General features: G+C 68.2%; 16 protein-coding genes. 12 read left to right on the top strand and 4 right to left on the bottom strand.

The window, feature by feature from the left end:
* Window positions 1-107 precede the first annotated feature (107 nt).
* Genes AC5Y2S_RS13625 through AC5Y2S_RS13610 form a run of 4 tightly spaced genes read left to right on the top strand, consistent with a single transcriptional unit; the run spans window position 108 to window position 7767 of the window.
* Window positions 108-1577 (top strand): WS/DGAT/MGAT family O-acyltransferase, encoded by a 1470-nt coding sequence (locus AC5Y2S_RS13625; RefSeq protein WP_499956650.1) that lies wholly within the window; start codon window positions 108-110, stop codon window positions 1575-1577.
* Entirely contained in the window at window positions 1574-3343 is a 1770-nt protein-coding gene (locus tag AC5Y2S_RS13620; RefSeq protein WP_499956649.1) for an HAD-IB family hydrolase, read from the top strand. Before AC5Y2S_RS13625 ends, AC5Y2S_RS13620 begins: the two co-directional genes overlap by 4 nt.
* Complete coding sequence (locus AC5Y2S_RS13615; protein WP_499956648.1) at window positions 3340-5709, top strand: glycerol-3-phosphate 1-O-acyltransferase; 2370 nt, start codon at window positions 3340-3342, stop codon at window positions 5707-5709. The genes AC5Y2S_RS13620 and AC5Y2S_RS13615 overlap by 4 nt, the downstream gene beginning before the upstream one ends.
* A 27-nt stretch (window positions 5710-5736) precedes the next feature.
* The gene (locus AC5Y2S_RS13610) at window positions 5737-7767 is read left to right on the top strand and encodes a bifunctional copper resistance protein CopD/cytochrome c oxidase assembly protein (RefSeq protein WP_499956647.1); all 2031 of its coding nucleotides are present in this window, start codon (window positions 5737-5739) and stop codon (window positions 7765-7767) included.
* A gap of 54 nt (window positions 7768-7821) precedes the next feature.
* Here AC5Y2S_RS13610 and AC5Y2S_RS13605 read toward each other — a convergent pair whose 3' ends face one another.
* Both AC5Y2S_RS13605 and AC5Y2S_RS13600 read right to left on the bottom strand, forming a co-directional pair.
* Window positions 7822-8079, bottom strand: a complete 258-nt coding sequence (locus AC5Y2S_RS13605; RefSeq protein WP_499956646.1) for a Txe/YoeB family addiction module toxin — start codon at window positions 8077-8079, stop codon at window positions 7822-7824.
* Window positions 8076-8321, bottom strand: a complete 246-nt coding sequence (locus AC5Y2S_RS13600; protein WP_499956645.1) for a type II toxin-antitoxin system Phd/YefM family antitoxin — start codon at window positions 8319-8321, stop codon at window positions 8076-8078. Before AC5Y2S_RS13600 ends, AC5Y2S_RS13605 begins: the two co-directional genes overlap by 4 nt.
* A 198-nt stretch (window positions 8322-8519) precedes the next feature.
* Between AC5Y2S_RS13600 and AC5Y2S_RS13595 the strand changes: the two genes are divergently transcribed.
* The 5 genes from AC5Y2S_RS13595 (at window position 8520) to AC5Y2S_RS13575 (ending at window position 16744) form a co-directional block, all read left to right on the top strand.
* Complete coding sequence (locus tag AC5Y2S_RS13595) at window positions 8520-8999, top strand: single-stranded DNA-binding protein (protein ID WP_499907490.1); 480 nt, start codon at window positions 8520-8522, stop codon at window positions 8997-8999.
* 79 nt (window positions 9000-9078) lie between these two features.
* Window positions 9079-10755 (top strand): energy-dependent translational throttle protein EttA, encoded by a 1677-nt coding sequence (gene ettA, locus AC5Y2S_RS13590; protein ID WP_499956644.1) that lies wholly within the window; start codon window positions 9079-9081, stop codon window positions 10753-10755.
* A gap of 75 nt (window positions 10756-10830) precedes the next feature.
* Window positions 10831-15681, top strand: a complete 4851-nt coding sequence (locus AC5Y2S_RS13585) for an NAD-glutamate dehydrogenase (protein ID WP_499956643.1) — start codon at window positions 10831-10833, stop codon at window positions 15679-15681.
* Window positions 15678-16094 carry an acyl-CoA thioesterase gene (locus tag AC5Y2S_RS13580; RefSeq protein ID WP_499907484.1) on the top strand — a complete coding sequence of 139 codons (417 nt, stop codon included), beginning with the start codon at window positions 15678-15680 and terminating at the stop codon, window positions 16092-16094. The genes AC5Y2S_RS13585 and AC5Y2S_RS13580 overlap by 4 nt, the downstream gene beginning before the upstream one ends.
* Window positions 16091-16744 carry a DUF8010 domain-containing protein gene (locus AC5Y2S_RS13575; protein WP_499957042.1) on the top strand — a complete coding sequence of 218 codons (654 nt, stop codon included), beginning with the start codon at window positions 16091-16093 and terminating at the stop codon, window positions 16742-16744. The genes AC5Y2S_RS13580 and AC5Y2S_RS13575 overlap by 4 nt, the downstream gene beginning before the upstream one ends.
* A 14-nt stretch (window positions 16745-16758) precedes the next feature.
* Here the strand turns inward: AC5Y2S_RS13575 and AC5Y2S_RS13570 are convergent, their stop codons facing one another.
* Window positions 16759-18327, bottom strand: coding sequence for a glycoside hydrolase family 13 protein (locus tag AC5Y2S_RS13570; RefSeq protein WP_499956642.1), 1569 nt, complete (start codon window positions 18325-18327; stop codon window positions 16759-16761).
* A 24-nt stretch (window positions 18328-18351) separates the two neighbouring features.
* The gene (locus AC5Y2S_RS13565) at window positions 18352-18741 is read right to left on the bottom strand and encodes a globin (RefSeq protein WP_499956641.1); all 390 of its coding nucleotides are present in this window, start codon (window positions 18739-18741) and stop codon (window positions 18352-18354) included.
* 142 nt (window positions 18742-18883) lie between these two features.
* On the opposite strand from AC5Y2S_RS13565, the gene AC5Y2S_RS13560 reads away from it, so the two are divergent.
* Genes AC5Y2S_RS13560 through AC5Y2S_RS13550 form a run of 3 tightly spaced genes read left to right on the top strand, consistent with a single transcriptional unit; the run spans window position 18884 to window position 20295 of the window.
* Window positions 18884-19549 (top strand): HNH endonuclease, encoded by a 666-nt coding sequence (locus tag AC5Y2S_RS13560; RefSeq protein ID WP_499907478.1) that lies wholly within the window; start codon window positions 18884-18886, stop codon window positions 19547-19549.
* A 55-nt stretch (window positions 19550-19604) separates the two neighbouring features.
* Entirely contained in the window at window positions 19605-19841 is a 237-nt protein-coding gene (gene ctaJ, locus AC5Y2S_RS13555) for an aa3-type cytochrome oxidase subunit CtaJ (protein WP_499907476.1), read from the top strand.
* Window positions 19828-20295: a DUF5130 domain-containing protein gene (locus AC5Y2S_RS13550; RefSeq protein ID WP_499956640.1), complete on the top strand. Its 468-nt coding sequence runs from the start codon at window positions 19828-19830 to the stop codon at window positions 20293-20295. Before ctaJ ends, AC5Y2S_RS13550 begins: the two co-directional genes overlap by 14 nt.
* Window positions 20296-20327 lie beyond the last annotated feature (32 nt).

Genomic DNA, 20327 nt, shown 5'->3' with positions numbered 1-20327 from the left:
TCACCAGCGCGGCCAGCCGACTAGCGTTGGGTGAGCAATCCGGTTTGCGGGTCCCAGGCAGGAGGCTTGGTCAGCGGTGACAACGTTGGCGCGTCGAGTTCACGATCATGGCTGAGGCGGTCGAGGCCGTTCAATTGTCCGACGAGCTCGGACCGGTCGACTATCTGATGCATCGGGGTGAGGCCAACCCTCGGACTCGGTCCGGAATCATGGCGCTCGAACTCCTCGACACCACACCGGACTGGGATCGGTTCCGAAGCCGCTTCGAAAACGCCTCCCGACGGGTGCGGCGGCTGCGGCAGAAGGTCGTCGTACCGACGTTGCCGACGGCGTCACCGCGCTGGGTGGTCGATCCCGACTTCAACCTCGACTTCCACGTGCGGCGGGTGCGGGTCTCGGGGTCCGGCACGCTGCGCGAGGTGTTCGACCTGGCCGAGGTGATCCTGCAGTCGCCGATGGACATCTCGCGGCCGCTGTGGACCGCCACTCTGGTGGAGGGGCTGGCCGACGGCAGGGCCGCGACGCTGCTGCATGTCAGCCACGCGGTCACCGACGGTGTCGGCGGTGTCGAGATGTTCGCCGAGATCTATGACCTCGAGCGCGAGCCGCCGCCCAGGCCGACGCCGCCGCAACCCGTCCCACAGGACCTGACGCCCAACGACCTGATGCGCCAAGGCATCAACCGCCTGCCCATCGCGATCGTCAACGGCGTGGTGGGCGCCGTGGCCGGGGCGGTGTCGGCGGCCGGCAAGGCGGTGCTCGACCCCGTGTCCACGGTCGGCGGAGTGGTCGAATACGCCGTGTCGGGCATGCGGGTGATGAACCGCGCCGCCGAGCCGTCGCCGCTGCTGCGCAGGCGCAGCCTTGCCACGCGCACCGAAGCGATCGACATTCCGCTTTCCGACCTGCACAGGGCCGCGAAAGCCGGTGGGGGATCGATCAACGACGCCTACCTGGCCGGCCTGTCGGGCGCGCTGCGGCGCTACCACGTGGCCCTCGGCGTGCCCATCAGCACGCTGCCGATGGCGGTGCCGGTGAGCCTGCGCGCCGACGCGGACACGGCCGGCGGCAACCGCTTCACCGGCGTCAACCTGGCGGCGCCGCTGGGCACCGCCGATCCGGTCGCCCGGATGAAGAAGATCCGCGCGCAGATGACGCAGCGCCGCGACGAGCCCGCGATGAACATCATCGGTTCCATCGCCCCGGTGCTGAGCGTGTTGCCCACGCCGGTCCTGGAGGGGATAACCGGCTCGGTGATCGGCTCCGACGTGCAGGCCAGCAACGTCCCGGTGTATCCCGGCGACACGTACATCGCCGGCGCAAAGGTCTTGCGGCAGTATGGCATCGGCCCGCTGCCCGGCGTGGCGATGATGGTGGTGCTGATCTCCCGGGGAGGCTGGTGCACGATCACCGTCCGCTACGACCGGGCCTCGGTGCGAAACGAGCCGCTGTTCGCCCAGTGCCTGCTGGAGGGCTTCGACGAGATCCTGGCGCTGGCCGGTGACCCGGCACCGCGCGCGGTGCCCGCCTCCTTCGCCGAACCGGCAGCCTCCGCGCGATCGGCGGCGAGCTCATGAGCCCCGCCCGGGAGCAGGCCGAAAACCCTGGCGCACAACAGAAGCCGTCGGGCGACATGCGGCTGCCCGGGTCGGTCGCCGAGATCATGGCCAGTCCCGCCGGGCCGAAGATCGGCGCGTTTTTCGACCTGGACGGGACGCTGGTCGCGGGGTTCACCGCCGTCATCCTGACCCAGGAGCGGCTGCTGCGCCGCGACATGGGTGTGGGCGAGCTACTCAGCATGGTTCAGGCCGGCCTGAGCCACACCCTGGGACGCATCGAGTTCGAAGACCTTATCGGCAAGGCCGCCGCGGCGCTGGCCGGGCGACTGCTCGACGACCTGGAGGAGATCGGCGAGCGGCTCTTCGTGCAACGGATCGAGTCGCGGATCTACCCCGAGATGCGCGAGCTGGTGCGGGCACACGTCGCCCGCGGGCACACCGTGGTGCTGAGCTCGTCGGCGCTGACCATTCAGGTCAACCCGGTGGCGCGCTTCCTCGGGATCTCCAACATGCTCACCAACAAGTTCGAGACCAACGAGGACGGGATACTCACCGGCGGTGTGCAGAAGCCGATCTTGTGGGGACCGGGCAAAGCCGCTGCCGTGCAACGGTTTGCCGCCGAGAACGGCATCGACCTCAAGGACAGCTACTTCTACGCCGACGGTGACGAGGACGTCGCCCTGATGTACCTGGTCGGCAATCCACGGCCGACCAACCCCGAGGGGAAGATGGCCGCGGTGGCCAAGCGCCGCGGCTGGCCGATCCTGAAATTCGACAGCCGGGGCCGACTGGGCCTGCGGCGCCAGATACGGACGCTCGCCGGCTTCGGTTCGATGTTCCCGGTCGCCGCCGGCGCGGTGGGCATCGGCGTGCTGACCCGCAGCCGGCGCCGCGGGGTGAACTTCTTCACCTCCACCTTCTCCCAGTTGTCGCTGGCGATCGCTGGGGTGCAGCTCAACGTCATTGGCGAGGAGAACCTCACCGCGCAGCGGCCGGCGGTGTTCATCTTCAACCACCGCAACCAGGTTGACCCGGTGATCGCGGGCGCGCTGGTGCGCGACAACTGGGTCGGCGTCGGCAAAAAGGAGCTACAAAAAGACCCCATCATGGGCACGCTCGGCAAGTTGGTGGACACCGTGTTCATCGACCGGGACGATCCGGTCGCGGCGGTCGAGACGATGCACACGGTCGAAGACCGGGCCCGCAACGGGCTTTCGATCGTGATCGCGCCGGAGGGCACCCGGGTGGACACCACCGAAGTGGGGCCGTTCAAGAAGGGCCCCTTCCGCATCGCGATGGCGGTGGGAATCCCGATCGTCCCGATCGTCATCCGCAACGCCGAGATCGTCGCCGCCCGAAACTCGACCGTCATCAACCCCGGCACGGTCGACGTCGCGGTGTTCCCGCCGATCCCCGTGGACGACTGGACCGTTGATACGCTGCCCGAGCGCATCGCCGAGGTACGTCAGCTCTATCTGGACACGCTGGCCAATTGGCCCGTCGACGAACTGCCGCAGGTCGGTCCGTACGCCGTGAGGAAAGCGGCGAAAAAGGCTAAGGCGGCCGCCAAGACGACGACCAAGAAGGCGGCCCCCAAGAAGGGGGCAGCCAAGGCGCCGACGAAGAAGGCCGCCGCGAAGAAGGCCGCGCCCAAGGCAAAGCCGCCGAAGGCGAACCCGAACGAGTCCGAGGTTGCCCTCAAAGACGGTGAGGCGCAACGGCCCAGCGGGCAGGGAACCGTCAGTGGGGAGTCGCCCGGTGCGGCGCCGAGAGGGCGCCAGTGACCAAGCCGGCCGCGGATATCAGCGCAGTCCTCGCCGCACAAGACTCGCTGATATTGGCGTCCATGGTCTCCCCGGTCGAGCGGGAACTGGTCATGGCGTGGGTCGGTCAGCAGCGCGCGTCCAACCCCGACGCGACGTTCGAGGTGTTGGCGCTGCCCGAAGACAATGCGCCGCCCACGGCGCTACCCGAGCTGGTTAAGCGTCTCGAGTCCGAATCCAACGACGACCGCTCGGTCGTGCCCGTGCGGGTGTTCTGGCTGCCGCCCGCCAATCGCGGCCGGATCGCCAAGCTCGCCGGGCTCCTTCCCGGTCAGGATCCCTACCACCCCAACCCACGTCAGCAACGGCAAATCATCCGCGCCGACCCGCACCGCGCACGGGTGGTGGCCGGCGAGCCGGCCAAGGTCTCCGAATTGCGCCAGCAGTGGCGCGACACCACCGTCGGCGACCACGGACACGACTTCGCGCACTTCGTCACCCGTCGCGCCATCTTGGCGTTGGAGCGCGCCGAATACCGGATTCTCGGGCCGCAATACAAGTCCCCACGGCTGGTCAAGCCAGAGATATTGGCGTCCACGCGGTTTCGCGCCGGCCTGAAAAGGATCCCCGGCGCCACCGTCGAGGAAGCCGGCAAGATGCTCGACGAACTGTCCACCGGGTGGAGCCGGGTGTCCGTCGACCTGGTCGGGGTCCTGGGCAGGGCGCTCAGCCGCGGATTCGACCCGGAGATCGATTACGACGAGTACCAGGTGGCCGCCATGCGCGCCGCGCTGGAAACCCATCCGGCGGTGCTGCTGTTTTCGCACCGCTCCTACATCGACGGCGCGGTGGTGCCGGTGGCCATGCAGGAGAACCGGCTGCCTCCGGTGCACGTGTTCGCCGGCATCAACCTGTCTTTCGGGGTGATGGGTCCGCTGCTGCGCCGCGCGGGCACCATCTTCATCCGCCGCAACATCGGCGACGACCCGCTTTACAAGTACGTCCTGCGCGAGTACGTCGGCTACATCGTCGAGAAGCGGTTCAACCTGAGCTGGTCTATCGAAGGCACCCGCTCGCGCACCGGAAAGATGTTGCCGCCCAAGCTGGGTCTGCTCTCGTACGTGGCCGACGCGTACCTGGACGCCCGCAGCGAAGACATCTTGTTGCAGCCGGTGTCGATCGGCTTCGACCAGCTGCACGAAACCGCGGAGTACGCCGCCTACGCCCGGGGCGGCGAGAAGACACCGGAGGGCGTCGTCTGGCTCTACAACTTCATCAAGGCGCAGGGCGAACGCAACTACGGCAAGATCTACGTGCGCTTCCCCGAAGCGGTCTCGATGCGGCAGTACCTCGGCGCGCCGCACGGGGCGCGCGCGCTGGATGAGGACGCCAAACGGCTTGCGCTGCAGAAGATGTCGTTTGAGGTCGCGTGGCGGATCCTGCAGGCGACGCCGGTGACGGCGACGGGTTTGGTGTGCGCGTTGCTGCTGACCACCCGGGGCGCCGCGTTGACGCTCGGCCAGCTGCACCACACCCTGCAGGACTCGCTGGATTACTTGGAGCGCAGGCAAATCCCGATGTCGACGAGCGCCTTGCGGCTGCGCCGGCGCGACGGGGTGCTCGCCGCGGTCGACACGTTGTCCAGTGGGCATCCGATCACCCGCATCGACGGTGGCCGGGAGCCGGTGTGGCGCATCGCGCCCGACCAGCAACACGCCGCGGCGTTCTATCGAAACTCGTTGATACACGCCTTTTTGGAGACCTCGATCGTCGAGCTCGCGCTGGCGCACGCCAGGCGCGTCACCGATCCGCAAGGCGACCGCGTCGGGGCGTTCTGGGCGCAGGCCATGAGGTTGCGGGATCTGCTGAAGTTCGATTTCTATTTCGCCGACTCGGCGGCGTTCCGCGACCACATCGCCGAGGAGATGGCGTGGAACGACGACTGGGAAGCGCACGTCAGGGCCGGCGGCGACGAGATCCACGCGATGCTGTTCGCCAAGCGTCCGTTGATGGCCGACGCCATGTTGCGGGTGTTCTTCGAGGCCTACGAGATCGTCGCCGACGTGTTGCGCGACGCGCCGGCCGACGTCGGGCCCAAGGAGCTGACCGAGTCCGCACTCGGGGTGGGCCGGCAATACGTCGCGCAGACCAGGGTCCGCAGCAGCGAATCGGTGTCGACGCTGCTGTTCGCCACCGCGTACCAGGTCGTCGTCGACCAGGATCTGATCGCGCCCGCCGCCGACCTCGCCGAACGGCGGACAGCTTTCCGGCAGGAGCTGCGCGACATCCTCGAGGATTCCGACTACGTCGGCCGGATCGCGCGCGAGCAGTTCGTCGCCCGCGAAGTCAAGGCGCGACGGGAGCGGCGGGAGAGCCAAGCTCAGTAGCCGGCAAGCGCCCAATACCCTGGTTACATGACCGTTGACCGGCCGGTGGCCACCCGTGGGGCGCGGGTGTGGCCGCCGCTGATCGGCGTCGCACTACTTGCGGGCTGCACGGCCGCGGGGATCGGGGCGCTCTCGTCGGCGGGCGCCCTGACCGCGACCGGATTGCCCGATCCGGGCCCGGCCACCACGCTGGGGCTGCCGTTCGTCCGCGCGGTGGGGGAGATCGCCGCGGTGCTGGCCGTCGGGTCCTTCCTGTTCGCGGCGTTCCTGGTGCCACCGCAAAAGAGCGGCGTGCTCGACGCCGGCGGATACCGCGCGCTTCGCCTCGGGACGGTCGCGTCGGGGGTTTGGGCGGTGTGCGCGGCCCTGCTTGTCCCGCTGACCATCTCGGATGTGTCCGGTCACCGCGTGGCCGACCTCGACCCGGGCACGATCTGGTCGTTGGCCGGGTTGATCAACACGGCATCGGCCTGGCGCTGGACCGCGATCCTGGCCGCGGTGATCACGCTGGCGAGCCTGTCGGTGCTGCGCTGGTCGTGGACGCCGCTGCTACTGGCCGGATCTTTGGTGACGCTGATTCCGCTCGGGCTGACCGGTCATTCGTCGGCCGGCGGTTCGCACGACCTGGCCACCAACAGCCTGCTGATCCACCTCGTCGCCGCCAGCGTGTGGGCCGGTGGCCTGCTCGCCCTGCTCGCCCATGGGCTGCGCGACGGTGACCACATCGGCCTGGCGGCGCGGCGGTTCTCGACGATCGCGCTGTGGTGCTGGGTGGCGATGGCGCTCAGTGGATTGGTCAACGCCCTGGTGCGGGTGCTGCCGTCCGACCTGTTGACCACCGGGTACGGCCGGCTGATCGTCGCCAAGTTCGTCGCGCTGTGCGTCCTGGGCGTCCTCGGCTGGCGCCAGCGGCGCTCGGGAGTGGCTGCGCTGCAAGGCGATCCGGGCGTGCCGCGGGCGCGCAGACTGCTGATCAGGCTCGCGCTGATCGAGGCCGCGGTGTTCGGCCTGACCTTCGGCATCGCTGTCGGGTTGGGCCGCACCGCGCCGCCACCGCCCCCGGCCCGGCTGCCCACCATCCCCGAAGCCGAGATCGGCTACGACTTCGACGGCCCGCCCACCGCGGTGCGCATCCTGTTCGACTGGCGCTTCGATCTCATCTTCGGCACCGCCGCGATCGTCTTCGCCGCGGTATATGTGGCGGCGGTGGTGCGGCTGCGCCGCCGCGGCGATCACTGGCCGCCGGGGCGGACCGTGTCCTGGCTGCTGGGCTGCCTCACCTTGCTGTTCGTGACCTCGTCGGGCGTCGGCCGCTACATGCCGGCGATGTTCAGCATGCACATGGTCGCGCACATGGGCCTGTCGATGCTGGTGCCGATCCTGCTGGTGCTCGGCGCCCCGGTCGGCCTGGCGCTGCGGGCACTGCCCGCCGCTGGCCGCGACGATCCGCCCGGGATGCGGGAATGGCTGCTGGTGGCGCTGCACAGCCGCTATTCACGGTTCGCCACCAACCCGATCGTCGCCACCGTGCTCTTCGTGGCCGGCTTCTACGGGCTGTATCTCTCGAACCTTTTCGACACCGCGGTCAGCAGTCATGCCGGGCACCTGGCGATGAACGTGCACTTTCTGGTCAGCGGGTACGTGTTCTATTGGATCGTTATCGGCGTCGACCCCACTCCGCGGCCGATCCCGCCGCTGGCCAAGGTCGGCGTCGTGTTCGCGTCCCTGCCGCTGCACGCGTTCTTCGGGGTGGTGCTGATGGGCACCCGCAAGGTGCTCGGCGCCGACTACTACCGCTCGCTCGGGCTGAGCTGGCACACCGACCTCATGGGTGATCAGCGGCTGGGCGGTGGAATCGCCTGGGCGGCGGGCGAAGTGCCGCTGGTGATCGTGATGATCGCGCTGCTCGTGCAGTGGGCGCGCACCGACAAGCGCACCGCCCGTCGCCTGGACCGCGCGGCCGATCTGGACGACGACGCCGAGCTGGCCGCCTACAACGCGATGCTGGCCGAACTGGCGAGGCGCGAAAAACCCGGTAGCCCGAGTCCGCGAGCGTAACGCCACGGCGATATTTGCGGCGAAATTTCGCCATGAGGTTACGGCCGCAACCGACTAGCTGTAGTGATACCGGGCCTGGAGGATTTGAAGGTCATCGCCGACGACGCGATAGACGAGTCGGTGCTGCAAGGTAATCCGCCGAGACCAAGCGCCAACGAGCCCGTATTTCAACGGCTCCGGCTTGCCGATGCCTTCTTGCGGCGACCGGCGCGCGTCCGCGATGAGCTTGTTGATCCGCTTGAGCACCGCACGGTCGGCGGTCTGCCAATGCTGGTAGTCCTCCCACGCCTGAGGCGAGAAGACGATGTTCACTCGGCGAGGTCAGCCCGGATCCCGCGGCCCCGGTCCAGAGCGTCAGCGGCGTCGAGAAGCCGGCGGGCATTCGCCGGGGACTGAAACAGGTACGCCGTTTCCTGCCATGCCTCCCAGTCCTCGGCGGACATCAGCACCGCGCGACCAGCCTTAGACGTGATCTCAACCGGCATCCGGTCGACGTTCACCTTTTCAATCAAACGAAACAGGTTCTTGCGCGCCTCGCTCGCCGTGATAGCCACGCGGGCCTCCTTGCTAGTGGTACAAGATATGGTACCAGTCAACTTGGCTGGCGCGCCCCAGCACCGCCTGAAGCACTGATCCACAGCCACGGGTTCTTCCACAGGCGCCGCGTGCGAAGCCCGTATTGCCCTGGGCCCGTCGGTAGTGGCGGGGTCAATGGCCACCACAGAGAAATGCAACCGAGAAGGGATCAGCCCATGTTCGAAACACCGCTTACCGTGGTCGGCCACATCGTCAACAACCCCGAGCGGCGCCAGGTCGGCACCCAGGAGGTCATTAAGTTCCGCGTCGCCAGCAACTCCCGGCGGCGCACGGCCGATGGCGGCTGGGAGCCGGGCAACTCGCTGTTCATCAACGTCAATTGCTGGGGCAAGCTGGTCACCGGCGTGGGCGCCGCGCTGGGCAAGGGCGCGCCGGTCATCGTGGTGGGCCACGTGTACACCAGCGAGTACGAGGACCGCGACGGCAACCGCCGCTCATCTCTCGAGATGCGCGCGACGTCGGTCGGGCCGGACGTGTCCCGCGCGATCGTGCGCATCGAGAAGCCGGGCTACACCGGTCCGACTACCGAGGCCGCCGCGCCCGCGACGGACGCGGCCGACGCCGCTGGTGAGGACGCCGACGCCGGCGACAGCGTCGAGTCCGCCGAAACGGGGCCGCTGCCGCTATCGGCTTAGCTGCGGGATCGGCGCCGCCGCGCGGTGCCTAGGATGGTCGCGAGATCTCTCTCAAAGACCAGAAAGGCAAAACCGCGGCATGGCTGAGTTCATCTACACGATGAAGAAGGTCCGCAAGGCGCACGGCGACAAGGTGATCCTGGACGACGTCACGTTGAGCTTCTTCCCGGGCGCCAAGATCGGTGTCGTCGGCCCCAACGGCGCCGGTAAGTCGAGCGTCTTGCGGATCATGGCCGGCCTGGACAAGCCGAACAACGGCGACGCCTTCCTGGCCCCCGGCGCCAGCGTCGGCATCCTGCAGCAGGAGCCGCCGCTGAACGAGGAGAAGACGGTCCGCGGCAACGTGGAAGAGGGCCTCGGTGAGATCAAGGTCAAGCTCGACCGCTTCAACGAGGTGGCCGAGCTGATGGCCACCGACTACTCCGACGAACTGATGGAGGAGATGGGTCGCCTCCAGGAGGAGCTGGACCACGCCGACGCTTGGGACCTCGACTCCCAGCTGGAGCAGGCGATGGACGCGCTGCGCTGCCCGCCGCCCGACGAGCCGGTCACCAACCTGTCCGGCGGTGAGCGGCGCCGGGTCGCGCTGTGCAAGCTGCTGCTGTCCAAACCGGACCTGCTGCTGCTCGACGAGCCGACCAACCACCTGGACGCCGAGAGCGTGCAGTGGCTCGAACAGCACCTGGCCGCCTACCCGGGGGCGATCCTGGCGGTGACCCACGACCGGTACTTCCTGGACAACGTCGCCGAGTGGATCCTCGAGCTCGACCGTGGCCGCGCCTACCCCTACGAGGGCAACTACTCGACCTACCTGGAGAAGAAGGCCGAGCGGATCGCGGTGCAGGGCCGCAAGGACGCCAAGCTGCAGAAGCGGCTGACCGAGGAGCTGGCCTGGGTCCGGTCCGGCGCCAAGGCGCGGCAGGCCAAGAGCAAGGCGCGCCTGCAGCGCTACGAAGAGATGGCCGCCGAGGCGGAGAAGACGCGCAAGCTCGACTTCGAGGAGATCCAGATCCCGGTGGGGCCGCGGCTGGGCAATGTCGTGGTCGAGGTCGACCACCTCGACAAGGGCTACGACGGGCGCACCCTCATCAAGGACCTGTCGTTCACGCTGCCGCGCAACGGCATCGTCGGGGTCATCGGCCCCAACGGGGTCGGCAAGACCACGCTGTTCAAGACCATCGTCGGCCTCGAGCAGCCGGACAGCGGCACCGTCAAGGTGGGCGAGACCGTCAAGCTCAGCTACGTGGACCAGACCCGCGCCGGCATCGACCCCAAGAAGACGGTGTGGGAAGTGGTCTCGGACGGGCTGGATTACATCGAGGTCGGGCAGAACGAGATCCCGTCGCGGGCCTACGTGTCGGCGTTCGGTTTCAAGGGGCCGGACCAGCAGAAGCCGGCCGGCGTGCTGTCCGGCGGTGAGCGCAACCGGCTGAACCTGGCGCTCACGTTGAAGGAGGGCGGCAACCTCATCCTGCTGGACGAGCCGACCAACGACCTCGACGTCGAGACCCTGAGCTCGCTGGAGAACGCGCTGGAGAAATTCCCCGGCTGCGCCGTGGTGATCAGCCACGACCGCTGGTTCCTCGACCGCACGTGCACGCACATCCTCGCGTGGGAGGGCGACGAGGACAACGAGGCCAAGTGGTTCTGGTTCGAGGGCAACTTCGGCGCATACGAGGAAAACAAGGTGGAACGCCTCGGCGCGGAAGCCGCCAGGCCGCACAGAGTGACCCACCGCAAGCTCACGCGCGACTAATGTCGGGACTGCCCCGCTGAGACGCGGGGCGATCGGGCGCAGAGTGGCATCCGTCGCGAGTTGGGAGCAATCGGCATGACGATCGATCCCGGTGCTAGGCAGGATCTCAAGCCGTGGACCACGTTCTCCACGAGTGACGACATTCCCGACTGGATCGCCAACGCCTACATCGAGAGCTATCGAGGCCCCCGCGGTGACGAACCGGGAGCGGCGGAGCCCGGTCCCGTCGACCCCGCGGCCTTGGTGACCCCCGCGATGCTGCGCGCCCACTATCGGCTCGCGGAGTGCCGCGCCGAACGCGGGAGCTGCGTCTGTGTCCACGGGGCGGACGACCCCGAGGGATTCGGGCCCGCCCTTCAGGTCGTCACCGATCACGGCAGCATGCTGCTGGACTCGGTGACCGTGCTGCTGCACCGGCTCGGCGTCGCCTACGCCGGCATCATGACCCCGGTCTTCGACGTGCACCGCAGCGCGACGGGCGACCTCATCAGCGTCGAACCCAAAGCCCCCGGCGCGTCGCAATACGACGGCGAGGCGTGGATCTATGTCCCACTGTCGCCGTCCGTCGACAGCAAGGTTCTCGCTGAGGTCGACCGCCTGCTGCCCAAGGTGCTGAGCGACGTCGAGCAGGTCGCGACGGACGCGTCGACCATGATCGCCACCCTGAGCGATCTGGCCGAGGCCGTCCAAACCAACTCTCCCGACCAATATTCGGCGCCGGACCGCGAGGACGTTGCCCAGCTGCTGCGCTGGCTGGGCAACGGAAACTTCCTGCTGCTCGGCTATCAGCGTGCCCGCGTGCACGAAAACGTCGTTTCCGGTGACGGCGCCACCGGCCTCGGGGTGCTGCGCACGCGCACCGGTTCGCGCCCCCGATTGACGGACGACGACCACCTACTGGTGCTCGCCCAATCCGTGGTGGGCAGCTACCTGCGCTACGGCGCGTATCCGTACGCGATCGCGGTTCGCGAATACGGCGCCGGCGGCGAAGTCTTCGAGCACCGCTTCGTCGGACTCTTCACGGTCGCCGCGATGAACGCGGACGTCCTGGACATCCCGACGGTCTCGAGCCGGGTCCGCGAGGCGCTCGCGATGGCCGACGGCGACCCGATTCACCCAGGGCAGCTGCTGCTGGACGTCATCCAGACCGTCCCGCGCTCGGAGTTGTTCACGCTGAGCGCCGAACGGCTCCTGACGATGGCCAAAGCGGTGGTGGACCTGGGATCGCAGCGGCGAGCGTTGTTGTTCCTGCGGGCCGACCGCCTGCAGTACTTCGTCTCGTGCCTGGTTTATGTGCCGCGCGACCGCTACACCACCCCGGTTCGGCTGCAGATCGAGGACATCCTGGTCCGCGAATTCGGCGGTACACGACTGGAATTCACCGCGCGGGTCAGCGAATCGCCCTGGGCGCTAATGCATTTCATGGTCCGGCTGCCCGAAAATGCGGCCGCCGTCGACGTCTCGGAAGACAACCGCATCCGGATCCAGGGGATGCTCAGCGAAGCCGCCCGCACCTGGGGGGACCGCCTGATCGCCGCCGCGGCCGATCTCTCCGACGGGCCCGTCTCGCACGCCGACGCCGAGCATTACGCCGCCGCCTTCTCCGAGGTCTACAAGCAGGCGGTCACGCCCGACGATGCCATCGAGCACATCGCGATCATCAAAGAGCTGTCCGATGATTCGGTCAAGCTGGTGTTCTCCGAGCGCGGCGAGGACGCGGCCGCCCAGCTGACCTGGTTCGTGGGCGGTCACACCGCCTCGTTGAGCCAGCTGCTGCCGATGCTGCAGAGCATGGGCGTCGTGGTGCTCGAGGAGCGACCGTTCACCGTCGCCCGGCAGGACGGCCTGGACGTATGGATCTACCAGTTCAAGATCCAGCCGCACCCGACGATCCCGCTGGCCAGGACGGCGGCCGAACGGGACGCCACCGCAGAGCGATTCGCCGACGCGGTCACCGCCATCTGGCAGGGCCGCGTCGAGATCGACCGGTTCAACGAACTGGTGATGCGCGCGCGGTTGACCTGGCAGCAGGTCGTGCTGCTGCGCGCCTACGCGAAATACCTGCGGCAGGCCGGCTTTCCGTACAGCCAGTCCCACATCGAATCGGTGCTGAGCGAGCATCCCTCCACCGTGCGGTCGCTGGTCACCCTGTTCGAGGCGCTCTTCGACCCGAGGGCTTCGGGGTCGCCGACGAGTCGCGACGCGCAAGCCGCCGCCGCCGCGGTCGCCGCGGACATCGACGCGGTGGTCGGCCTGGACACCGACCGCATCCTGCGCGCGTTCGCGTCGCTGGTGCAGGCCACCCTGCGGACCAACTACTTCGTGACCCGCGAGGGATCCGCCCGCGCCCGTAACGTGTTGGCGCTCAAGCTCGATGCCCAACTGATCGACGAACTTCCACTGCCGCGTCCCAAATACGAGATCTTCGTGTACTCGCCGCGGGTGGAGGGCGTGCACCTGAGGTTCGGCCCGGTGGCCCGCGGGGGACTGCGCTGGTCCGACCGCCGCGACGACTTCCGCACCGAGATCTTGGGTTTGGTCAAGGCGCAGGCGGTGAAGAACGCCGTCATCGTGCCGGTCGGGGCCAAGGGCGGGTTCGTCGTCAAGCGGCCGCCCCTGCCGACCGGTGAGGCCGCCGTCGACCGCGACGCCAGCCGCGCCGAGGGCGTCGCCTGCTATCAGCTGTTCATCTCGGGGCTGCTCGACGTCACCGACAACGTCGACCACGCGACGAAAAAGGTCAGCCCGCCACCCGAGGTGATCCGGCGCGACGGCGACGACGCGTACCTGGTGGTGGCCGCGGACAAGGGCACCGCCACGTTCTCCGACATCGCCAACGACGTCGCCAAGTCCTACGGGTTCTGGCTGGGGGACGCGTTCGCGTCCGGCGGCTCGGTGGGCTACGACCACAAGGCGATGGGCATCACCGCCAGGGGCGCGTGGGAGGCGGTCAAACGCCATTTCCGGGAGATGGGGGTCGACACCCAAACCGAGGACTTCACCGTCGTCGGCGTCGGCGACATGAGCGGCGACGTGTTCGGCAACGGCATGCTGCTGAGCAAGCACATCAGGCTGCTCGCCGCCTTCGACCACCGGCACATCTTCTTAGACCCCGACCCCGACCCGGCGGTGTCGTGGCGGGAACGGCAACGGATGTTCAACCTGCCGCGGTCCAGCTGGGACGACTACGACAAGTCGTTGATCAGCGAGGGTGGCGGGGTGTACAACCGCGACCAGAAGGCCATCCCGATCAGCCCGCAGGTCCGCGACGCGCTGGGCATCGACGACCCGGGCGACGCCGACATCACCGAGATGTCCCCGCCCAACCTGATGAAGGCGATCCTGCAGGCGCCCGTCGACCTGTTGTTCAACGGCGGCATCGGCACCTACATCAAGGCCGAATCCGAGTCCGACGCCGACGTCGGCGACCGCGCCAACGACCCGGTGCGGGTGAACGCAAATCAGGTGCGCGCCAAGGTCATTGGTGAGGGCGGCAACCTGGGGGTGACGGCGCGGGGCCGCGTCGAGTTCGATCTGTCGGGCGGGCGGATCAATACCGACGCGATGGACAACTCCGCGGGCGTGGACTGTTCCGACCACGAGGTCAACATCAAGATCCTGATCGACTCGCTGGTCACCGCCGGCAAGGTCAAGGCCGAGGAGCGCAAGGAGCTGTTGGAGTCGATGACCGACGAGGTCGCGCGGCTGGTGCTGCTCGACAACGAGGACCAGAACGACCTGATCGGCACCAGCCGCGCCAACGCGGCCAGCCTGCTGCCGGTGCACGCGATGCAAATCAAGTACCTCGAAGAACACGGCATCAACCGGGAGCTGGAGGCGCTGCCGTCGGAGAAGGAAATCCACCGGCGCATCGACGTCGGCATCGGGCTCACCTCTCCCGAGCTGTGCACCTTGATGGCCCACGTCAAGCTGGCGCTCAAGGAGGAGATGCTGACCACCGAACTGCCCGAGCAGGACGTCTTCGCCTCCCGGCTGCCGCAGTACTTCCCGACGCAGCTGCGCGAGCGGTTCACCCCGGAGATCCGCGGCCACCAGCTGCGCCGGGAGATCGTCACCACCATGCTGATCAACGACCTGGTGGACGCCGCGGGCATCAGCTACGCCTTCCGCATCACCGAGGACGTCGGCGTGGGCCCGATCGACGCGGTGCGCACCTACGTCGCCACCGATGCCATCTTCGGGGTGAGCGAGATCTGGCGGCAGATCCGCGCGGCGAGCGTTCCCGTCGCGCTGTCGGACCGGCTGACGTTGGACACCCGGCGGCTGATCGACCGCGCCGGGCGCTGGCTGCTCAACTACCGGCCGCAGCCGCTGGCCGTCGGCGCCGAGATCAACCGGTTCGCCGCCAAGGTCAGGGAGCTGACGCCCAGGATGTCGGAGTGGCTGCGCGGCGACGACAAGGCGATCGTGGAAAAGGAAGCCGCGGAATTCGCCTCGCAGGGCGCCCCGAAGGAGCTGGCCTACATGGTGGCCGCCGGCCTGTACCGCTACAGCCTGCTCGACATCATCGACGTCGCGGACATCACCGAAATGGACACCGCGGAAGTCGCCGACACCTATTTCGCCCTGATGGACCGGCTGCGCACCGACAGCCTGCTGACGGCCGTCTCGGAGTTGCCCCGCCACGATCGCTGGCAGTCGTTGGCGCGCTTGGCGATTCGTGACGACATCTACGCGTCGCTGCGATCGCTGTGCTTCGATGTGCTGGCCGTCGGCGAGCCCGACGAAAGCGGCGAAGAGAAGATCGGCGAGTGGGAACACATCAGCGCGTCACGGGTGGAGCGGGCGCGTCGCACGCTAAACGAGATCCAGGAAAGCGGGGCAAAGGATCTCGCGACGCTGTCGGTCGCCGCGCGGCAGATCCGCCGGATGACGCGCACCAGCGGCAGGGGATCCTCGAGTTGAGCGTTGGCTTCGTCGCGCCGGTGCCCGTGCGCTGGTCGGACATCGACATGTATCAGCACGTCAATCACGCCACCATGGTCACGATCCTCGAAGAGGCGCGGGTGCAGTTCCTCAAGGAGCCGTTCGCCGCCGACGTCACGACCATCGGGTTGCTGATCGCCGACGTGCGGGTCACCTACAAGAGTCAGCTGCGCCTGGCGGATTCGCCTCTGCAGGTGACGATTTGGACCAAACAGCACCGGACGGTCGACTTCACGCTCGGCTACGAGGTGCGCCCGGTCAACGCCGATCCCGCGTCGAAGCCCGCGGTCATCGCCGAGACACAGCTGGCCGCCGTGCACATCGAGGAGCAGCGGCTGTTCAGGCTTTCACCTCAGCATCGGGAGTATCTGCAACGGTGGCTCAGGGAATAAGCGAACGCGGGCTCTGGCTCAGTGACGCCGCCCACCGCGGGGACCTCGCCACGTTCGTCGATCACGCGATGCGCCTGGACGACGCCGCGGTCATCCGGCTGCGGACCCGATCCGCCGGACTGCTGACCGCTTGGGTGGCAACAGGTTTCGACGTGCTGGCCAGCCGGGTGGTGGTCGGCCGGGTGCGGCCCGACGATCTGTCGGTCGGGGCGGACGGGCTGGCGAGCGGCCTGGCGGCGATGGACGCGGAGGGCTACGTCGATCCCGGCTTCGCGATGGACTCCGCGTGGCGGGGGGCGCTGCCCCCCGAATCCGGCTTCACCCACCTCGACGACGTGCCCGCCCGGGTGATGCTGGACCTGGCGCAGCGCGGCGCGCAGCTCGCCAAGGAGCACGGCAGCTCTCACGGTCCGCCGGTGTCGCTGCTCGACCAGGAGGTCATCCGGGTCAGCTCGGCCGATGCCAGCGTGGGGCTGCCGATGCGCTGCGTGTTCGCCTTGACCGCAATGGGTTTCCTGCCCCAGTCGCCGGATGCCATCGGCGCCGACGAGATGGTCCGGGTCCGCATCCTGCCCACCTGGCTGCGAGTCGATGCGAAGTTCGGCTCGGTGTACCGGCGCCGCGCACACGCGGCGCTGGTTCTGCACTGACGGGCTCGGGGTGCTCAGACCAGCCAGGCGGCCGCGTCCGGCGGCAACTTGCCGTCGACCAACGGCGCGCTGGCCAGGATCACTTCTCCGGGCGGCAGGGCCATCGGCAGAGTGCCCGCATTCAGCGCACACACCAGGGCTCCGCCGTGGCGCTTGAAGATCAGCAAGTCGTCCTCGGCGGCCAGCCATTCGAGCTCGCCGCCCTCGAATTCGGTTCGCTCCCTGCGTAATTTGAGGGCCCGCCGGTAGAAGGACAGCGTCGAGTCGGGATCGCCGAGCTGCTTTTCGACCGTCAGGCCCGCCCAGTCCGCGGGCATCGGCAACCAGGTGTCGGCGGATGTGGAGAAGCCGAACGGGGGAGCGTCGCCCGACCACGGAATCGGGACCCGGCACTTGTCGCGGCCGCGTTCGGTATGCCCGGAGCGTTCCCACGTCGGGTCCTGGAGCACCTCCTCGGGCAGGTCCACGACGTCGGGCAGGCCCAGTTCCTCACCGTTGTAGATGAATACCGCGCCCGGCAGGGCCAGCATCACCATCGCCATCGCCCGCGCGCGGCGCAGCCCGATCTGGCCACCGCCGTAACGGGTGACCTCCCGGCCCACGTCGTGGTTGGACAGCGTCCAGGTCGGGGTGGCGTTCTCAAGTGCGGTGGCGTCCAGCGAGTTCTGGATCGCGTCGTGGATTTCGCGCGCATCGAAGTCGATCTTGGTGAGCCGGAAATTGAAGCCCAGATGCAGTTCGTCCGGGCGCAGATACTCGGCCCACAGCAGGTTGTCCATCACCCAGACCTCGCCAATGGTCACCGCCGGGGAATAGTCGTCGACGATCGTGCGGATTCCGCGGTGAATCTCGTGCACGCTCGGGTGGTTGAAGCGCGGGTCGTCATCGCTGTGGCTCAACACCTTGACGTCGTCCTTCGCGTCGGGCAGGTCGGGCGGCTTGGCCATCCCGTGCGCCACGTCGATGCGGAAGCCGTCCACGCCGCGTTCCAGCCAGAAGCGCAGCGTCTTCTCGAAGTCGTCGAAGACGTCCGGGTGGTCCCAGTTCAGATCGGGCTGCTCGACGTCGAACAGGTGCAGGTACCACTGGCCGGGATTTCCGTCCGGTTCGACGACGCGGGTCCAGGCCGACCCGCCGAACACCGACGTCCAGTTGTTGGGTGGCAGCTCCCCGTCGGGACCGCGCCCGTCGCGAAAGAAGTAGCGCTCGCGCGCGTCGGTGCCCGGGCCGGCGGCCAGTGCCGCCTGAAACCACGGGTGCGCCGAGCTGGTGTGGTTGGGCACCACGTCCATGGTGATCTTGATGCCCCGCTCGTGGGCCTCCGCGATCAGCCGCTCGATCGCGGCCATCCCGCCGAACAGCGGGTCGATGTCGCGCGGGTCGGCGACGTCATAGCCATGGTCGGCCATCGGGGAAACCGTGACCGGGTTGAGCCAGATCGCGTCGATACCCAGCTGCTTCAGGTAATCCAGGCGGGCGGTCACCCCGTCCAGATCGCCGACGCCGTCGCCGTCGCTGTCGGCGAACGACCGCGGATACACCTGGTAGAAGACCGCGCTCAACCACCACGGCTCGGGGCTCATGCTGCTCCGTTCGGTTACTGGGGATCAGAACGATGAATTGACCAGGGAGTGCGCGGCCATGTCCAGGTATTCAAGCAACTCCCGGCGGTGCGCGTCGTCGAGAGTCTGCGAGTCGATGGAGGCGACGGCGGTGTGCATGCACCGCAGCCAGGCATCGCGCTCGATGGGGGTGATCCGGAACGGGGCGTGCCGCATCCGCAGCCGCGGATGCCCGCGCCGGTCGGAGTAGGTGCGCGGGCCGCCCCAGTATTGCTCGAGGAACATCCGCAGCCGCTCCTCGGCGCCGGCCAGGTCGTCCGCGGGATACAGCTGAGAAAGAATCTCGTCCTCCGGGACCTGCGCGTAAAACCGCGACACGATCGCATTGAAGGTTTCGGCACCGCCGACGGCGTCGTAAAAGCTCTCCTGATCCATCCCCTCCATTGTGGTGCATCAGCGCGATGGCAAGGGCGAACGGGCCCGGGTCGCGACTTCTGTTCACCGGTTCGTCACGGCGCGCACCAGCAATAAGGGTGCGTTTGGCGGCGAATCATGGTGGACTATCCGCGGAGGATCTATGGCGCATGGCAAGAGACGCCGCAGCCACCGCAGTTCCGGTGCCGCGGCAGGGTTAACCGGGCCCCCAACCGCGTCATCCCTCCATAGCGCGTCACCCCTGCACAGCGTCGATACGCACCCGCCCACCCGGCACGAAACCGCGTCGATCTGGAGCCGGCGGCGCGTGCTCCTGCTGAATTCCACCTACGAGCCGCTGACCGCGCTGCCGATGCGGCGGGCCATCGTCATGGTGATCTGCGGCAAGGCCGACGTGGTGCACGACGACCCGGCCGGGCCGGTCATCCACTCGGCGACCAGGTCGATCGTGGTGCCCTCGGTGATCCAGCTGCGCTCCTACGTGCGGGTTCCGTATCGGGCGCGCGTGCCGATGACCCGCGCCGCCCTGATGCACCGCGACCGTTTCTGCTGCGCCTACTGCGGGGCCAAGGCCGACACCGTCGACCACGTGGTGCCGCGCAGCCGCGGCGGCGACCACTCCTGGGAGAACTGCGTGGCGTGCTGCTCGACCTGCAACCACCGCAAGGGCGACAAGCTGCTCACCGAGCTGGGCTGGGCGCTGCGCCGGGCGCCGCTGCCGCCGACGGGCCAGCACTGGCGGTTGCTGTCGACGGTCAAGGAACTGGACCCGTCCTGGGCCCGGTACCTCGGCGAGGGCGCGGCCTGACCAATCCCGTGTCCAAGTGTGCGGGTGGATCACCCGGTGGGATACGGTTTGCGTCGTGAGCCCTGCAGAGATTCACCTGTACTTCATCGGAATCCCGCTGGCGCTGGTCGTGGTGCTGTCCCTGCTGATCTTCCGGCACAAGGGACCCCACCCGGCGACCTACCAGATGTCGGAGAAGTGGACGCACCCGCCGATCCTGTGGGCGGCCACCGACGAGGACGTCGGCGGCGCACACGGCGGACACGGCACGTCGGAGTTCTCAGTGGGAGGTGGCGCAAGTGGCACATGGTGAGGTTGCGACGATCGCGCCCAGCGAGCTGCCCTACGGTTCGGCGATTACCACCAGCGGGCGGATCTCGGCCGTCACCGAGCCGGGCGAGCTGTCGGTGGACTACCCGTTCCCGATCAGCGACCTGGTCGCCATCGACGACGCGCTGAAGTACGGCTCGCGGGCGTCTCGGGCACGGTTCGCCATTTACCTCGGGGACCTGGGCAGCGACACCGCCGCGCGGGCCCGCGAGATCTTGGCCAAGGTGCCGACGCCCGACAACGCGGTGCTGCTCGCGGTGTCGCTCGACCAGTGCGCCATCGAGGTGGTCTACGGCTCGGCGGTTCGCGGCCGCGGCGCCGAGTCGGCCGCGCCGCTCGGGGTGGCGGCGGCCTCGTCGGCGTTCGAGCAGGGCCACTTGGTGGACGGGTTGGTCAGCGCGATCCGCGTGCTCAGCGCCGGCATTTCGCCGGCCTAGTTTTTTGGCGCCGAGACTGCGCTCAGAGCGAG

It is taken from the genome of Mycobacterium sp. NGS69, assembly GCF_059812165.1.
Note: the sequence above shows the minus strand (reverse complement) of the source record. Positions and strands in the feature narration are given on the sequence as shown.

What these genes read in the sequence shown, in the direction of transcription:
- AC5Y2S_RS13625 (WP_499956650.1), top strand. Translation starts at nt 108, where the DNA reads ATGGCTGAGGCGGTCGAGGCCGTTCAATTGTCCGACGAGCTCGGACCG.
- AC5Y2S_RS13620 (WP_499956649.1), top strand. Translation starts at nt 1,574, where the DNA reads ATGAGCCCCGCCCGGGAGCAGGCCGAAAACCCTGGCGCACAACAGAAG.
- AC5Y2S_RS13610 (WP_499956647.1), top strand. Translation starts at nt 5,737, where the DNA reads ATGACCGTTGACCGGCCGGTGGCCACCCGTGGGGCGCGGGTGTGGCCG.
- AC5Y2S_RS13595 (WP_499907490.1), top strand. Translation starts at nt 8,520, where the DNA reads ATGTTCGAAACACCGCTTACCGTGGTCGGCCACATCGTCAACAACCCC.
- ettA (WP_499956644.1), top strand. Translation starts at nt 9,079, where the DNA reads ATGGCTGAGTTCATCTACACGATGAAGAAGGTCCGCAAGGCGCACGGC.
- AC5Y2S_RS13585 (WP_499956643.1), top strand. Translation starts at nt 10,831, where the DNA reads ATGACGATCGATCCCGGTGCTAGGCAGGATCTCAAGCCGTGGACCACG.
- AC5Y2S_RS13570 (WP_499956642.1), bottom strand. Translation starts at nt 18,327, where the DNA reads ATGAGCCCCGAGCCGTGGTGGTTGAGCGCGGTCTTCTACCAGGTGTAT.
- AC5Y2S_RS13565 (WP_499956641.1), bottom strand. Translation starts at nt 18,741, where the DNA reads ATGGATCAGGAGAGCTTTTACGACGCCGTCGGCGGTGCCGAAACCTTC.
- AC5Y2S_RS13560 (WP_499907478.1), top strand. Translation starts at nt 18,884, where the DNA reads ATGGCGCATGGCAAGAGACGCCGCAGCCACCGCAGTTCCGGTGCCGCG.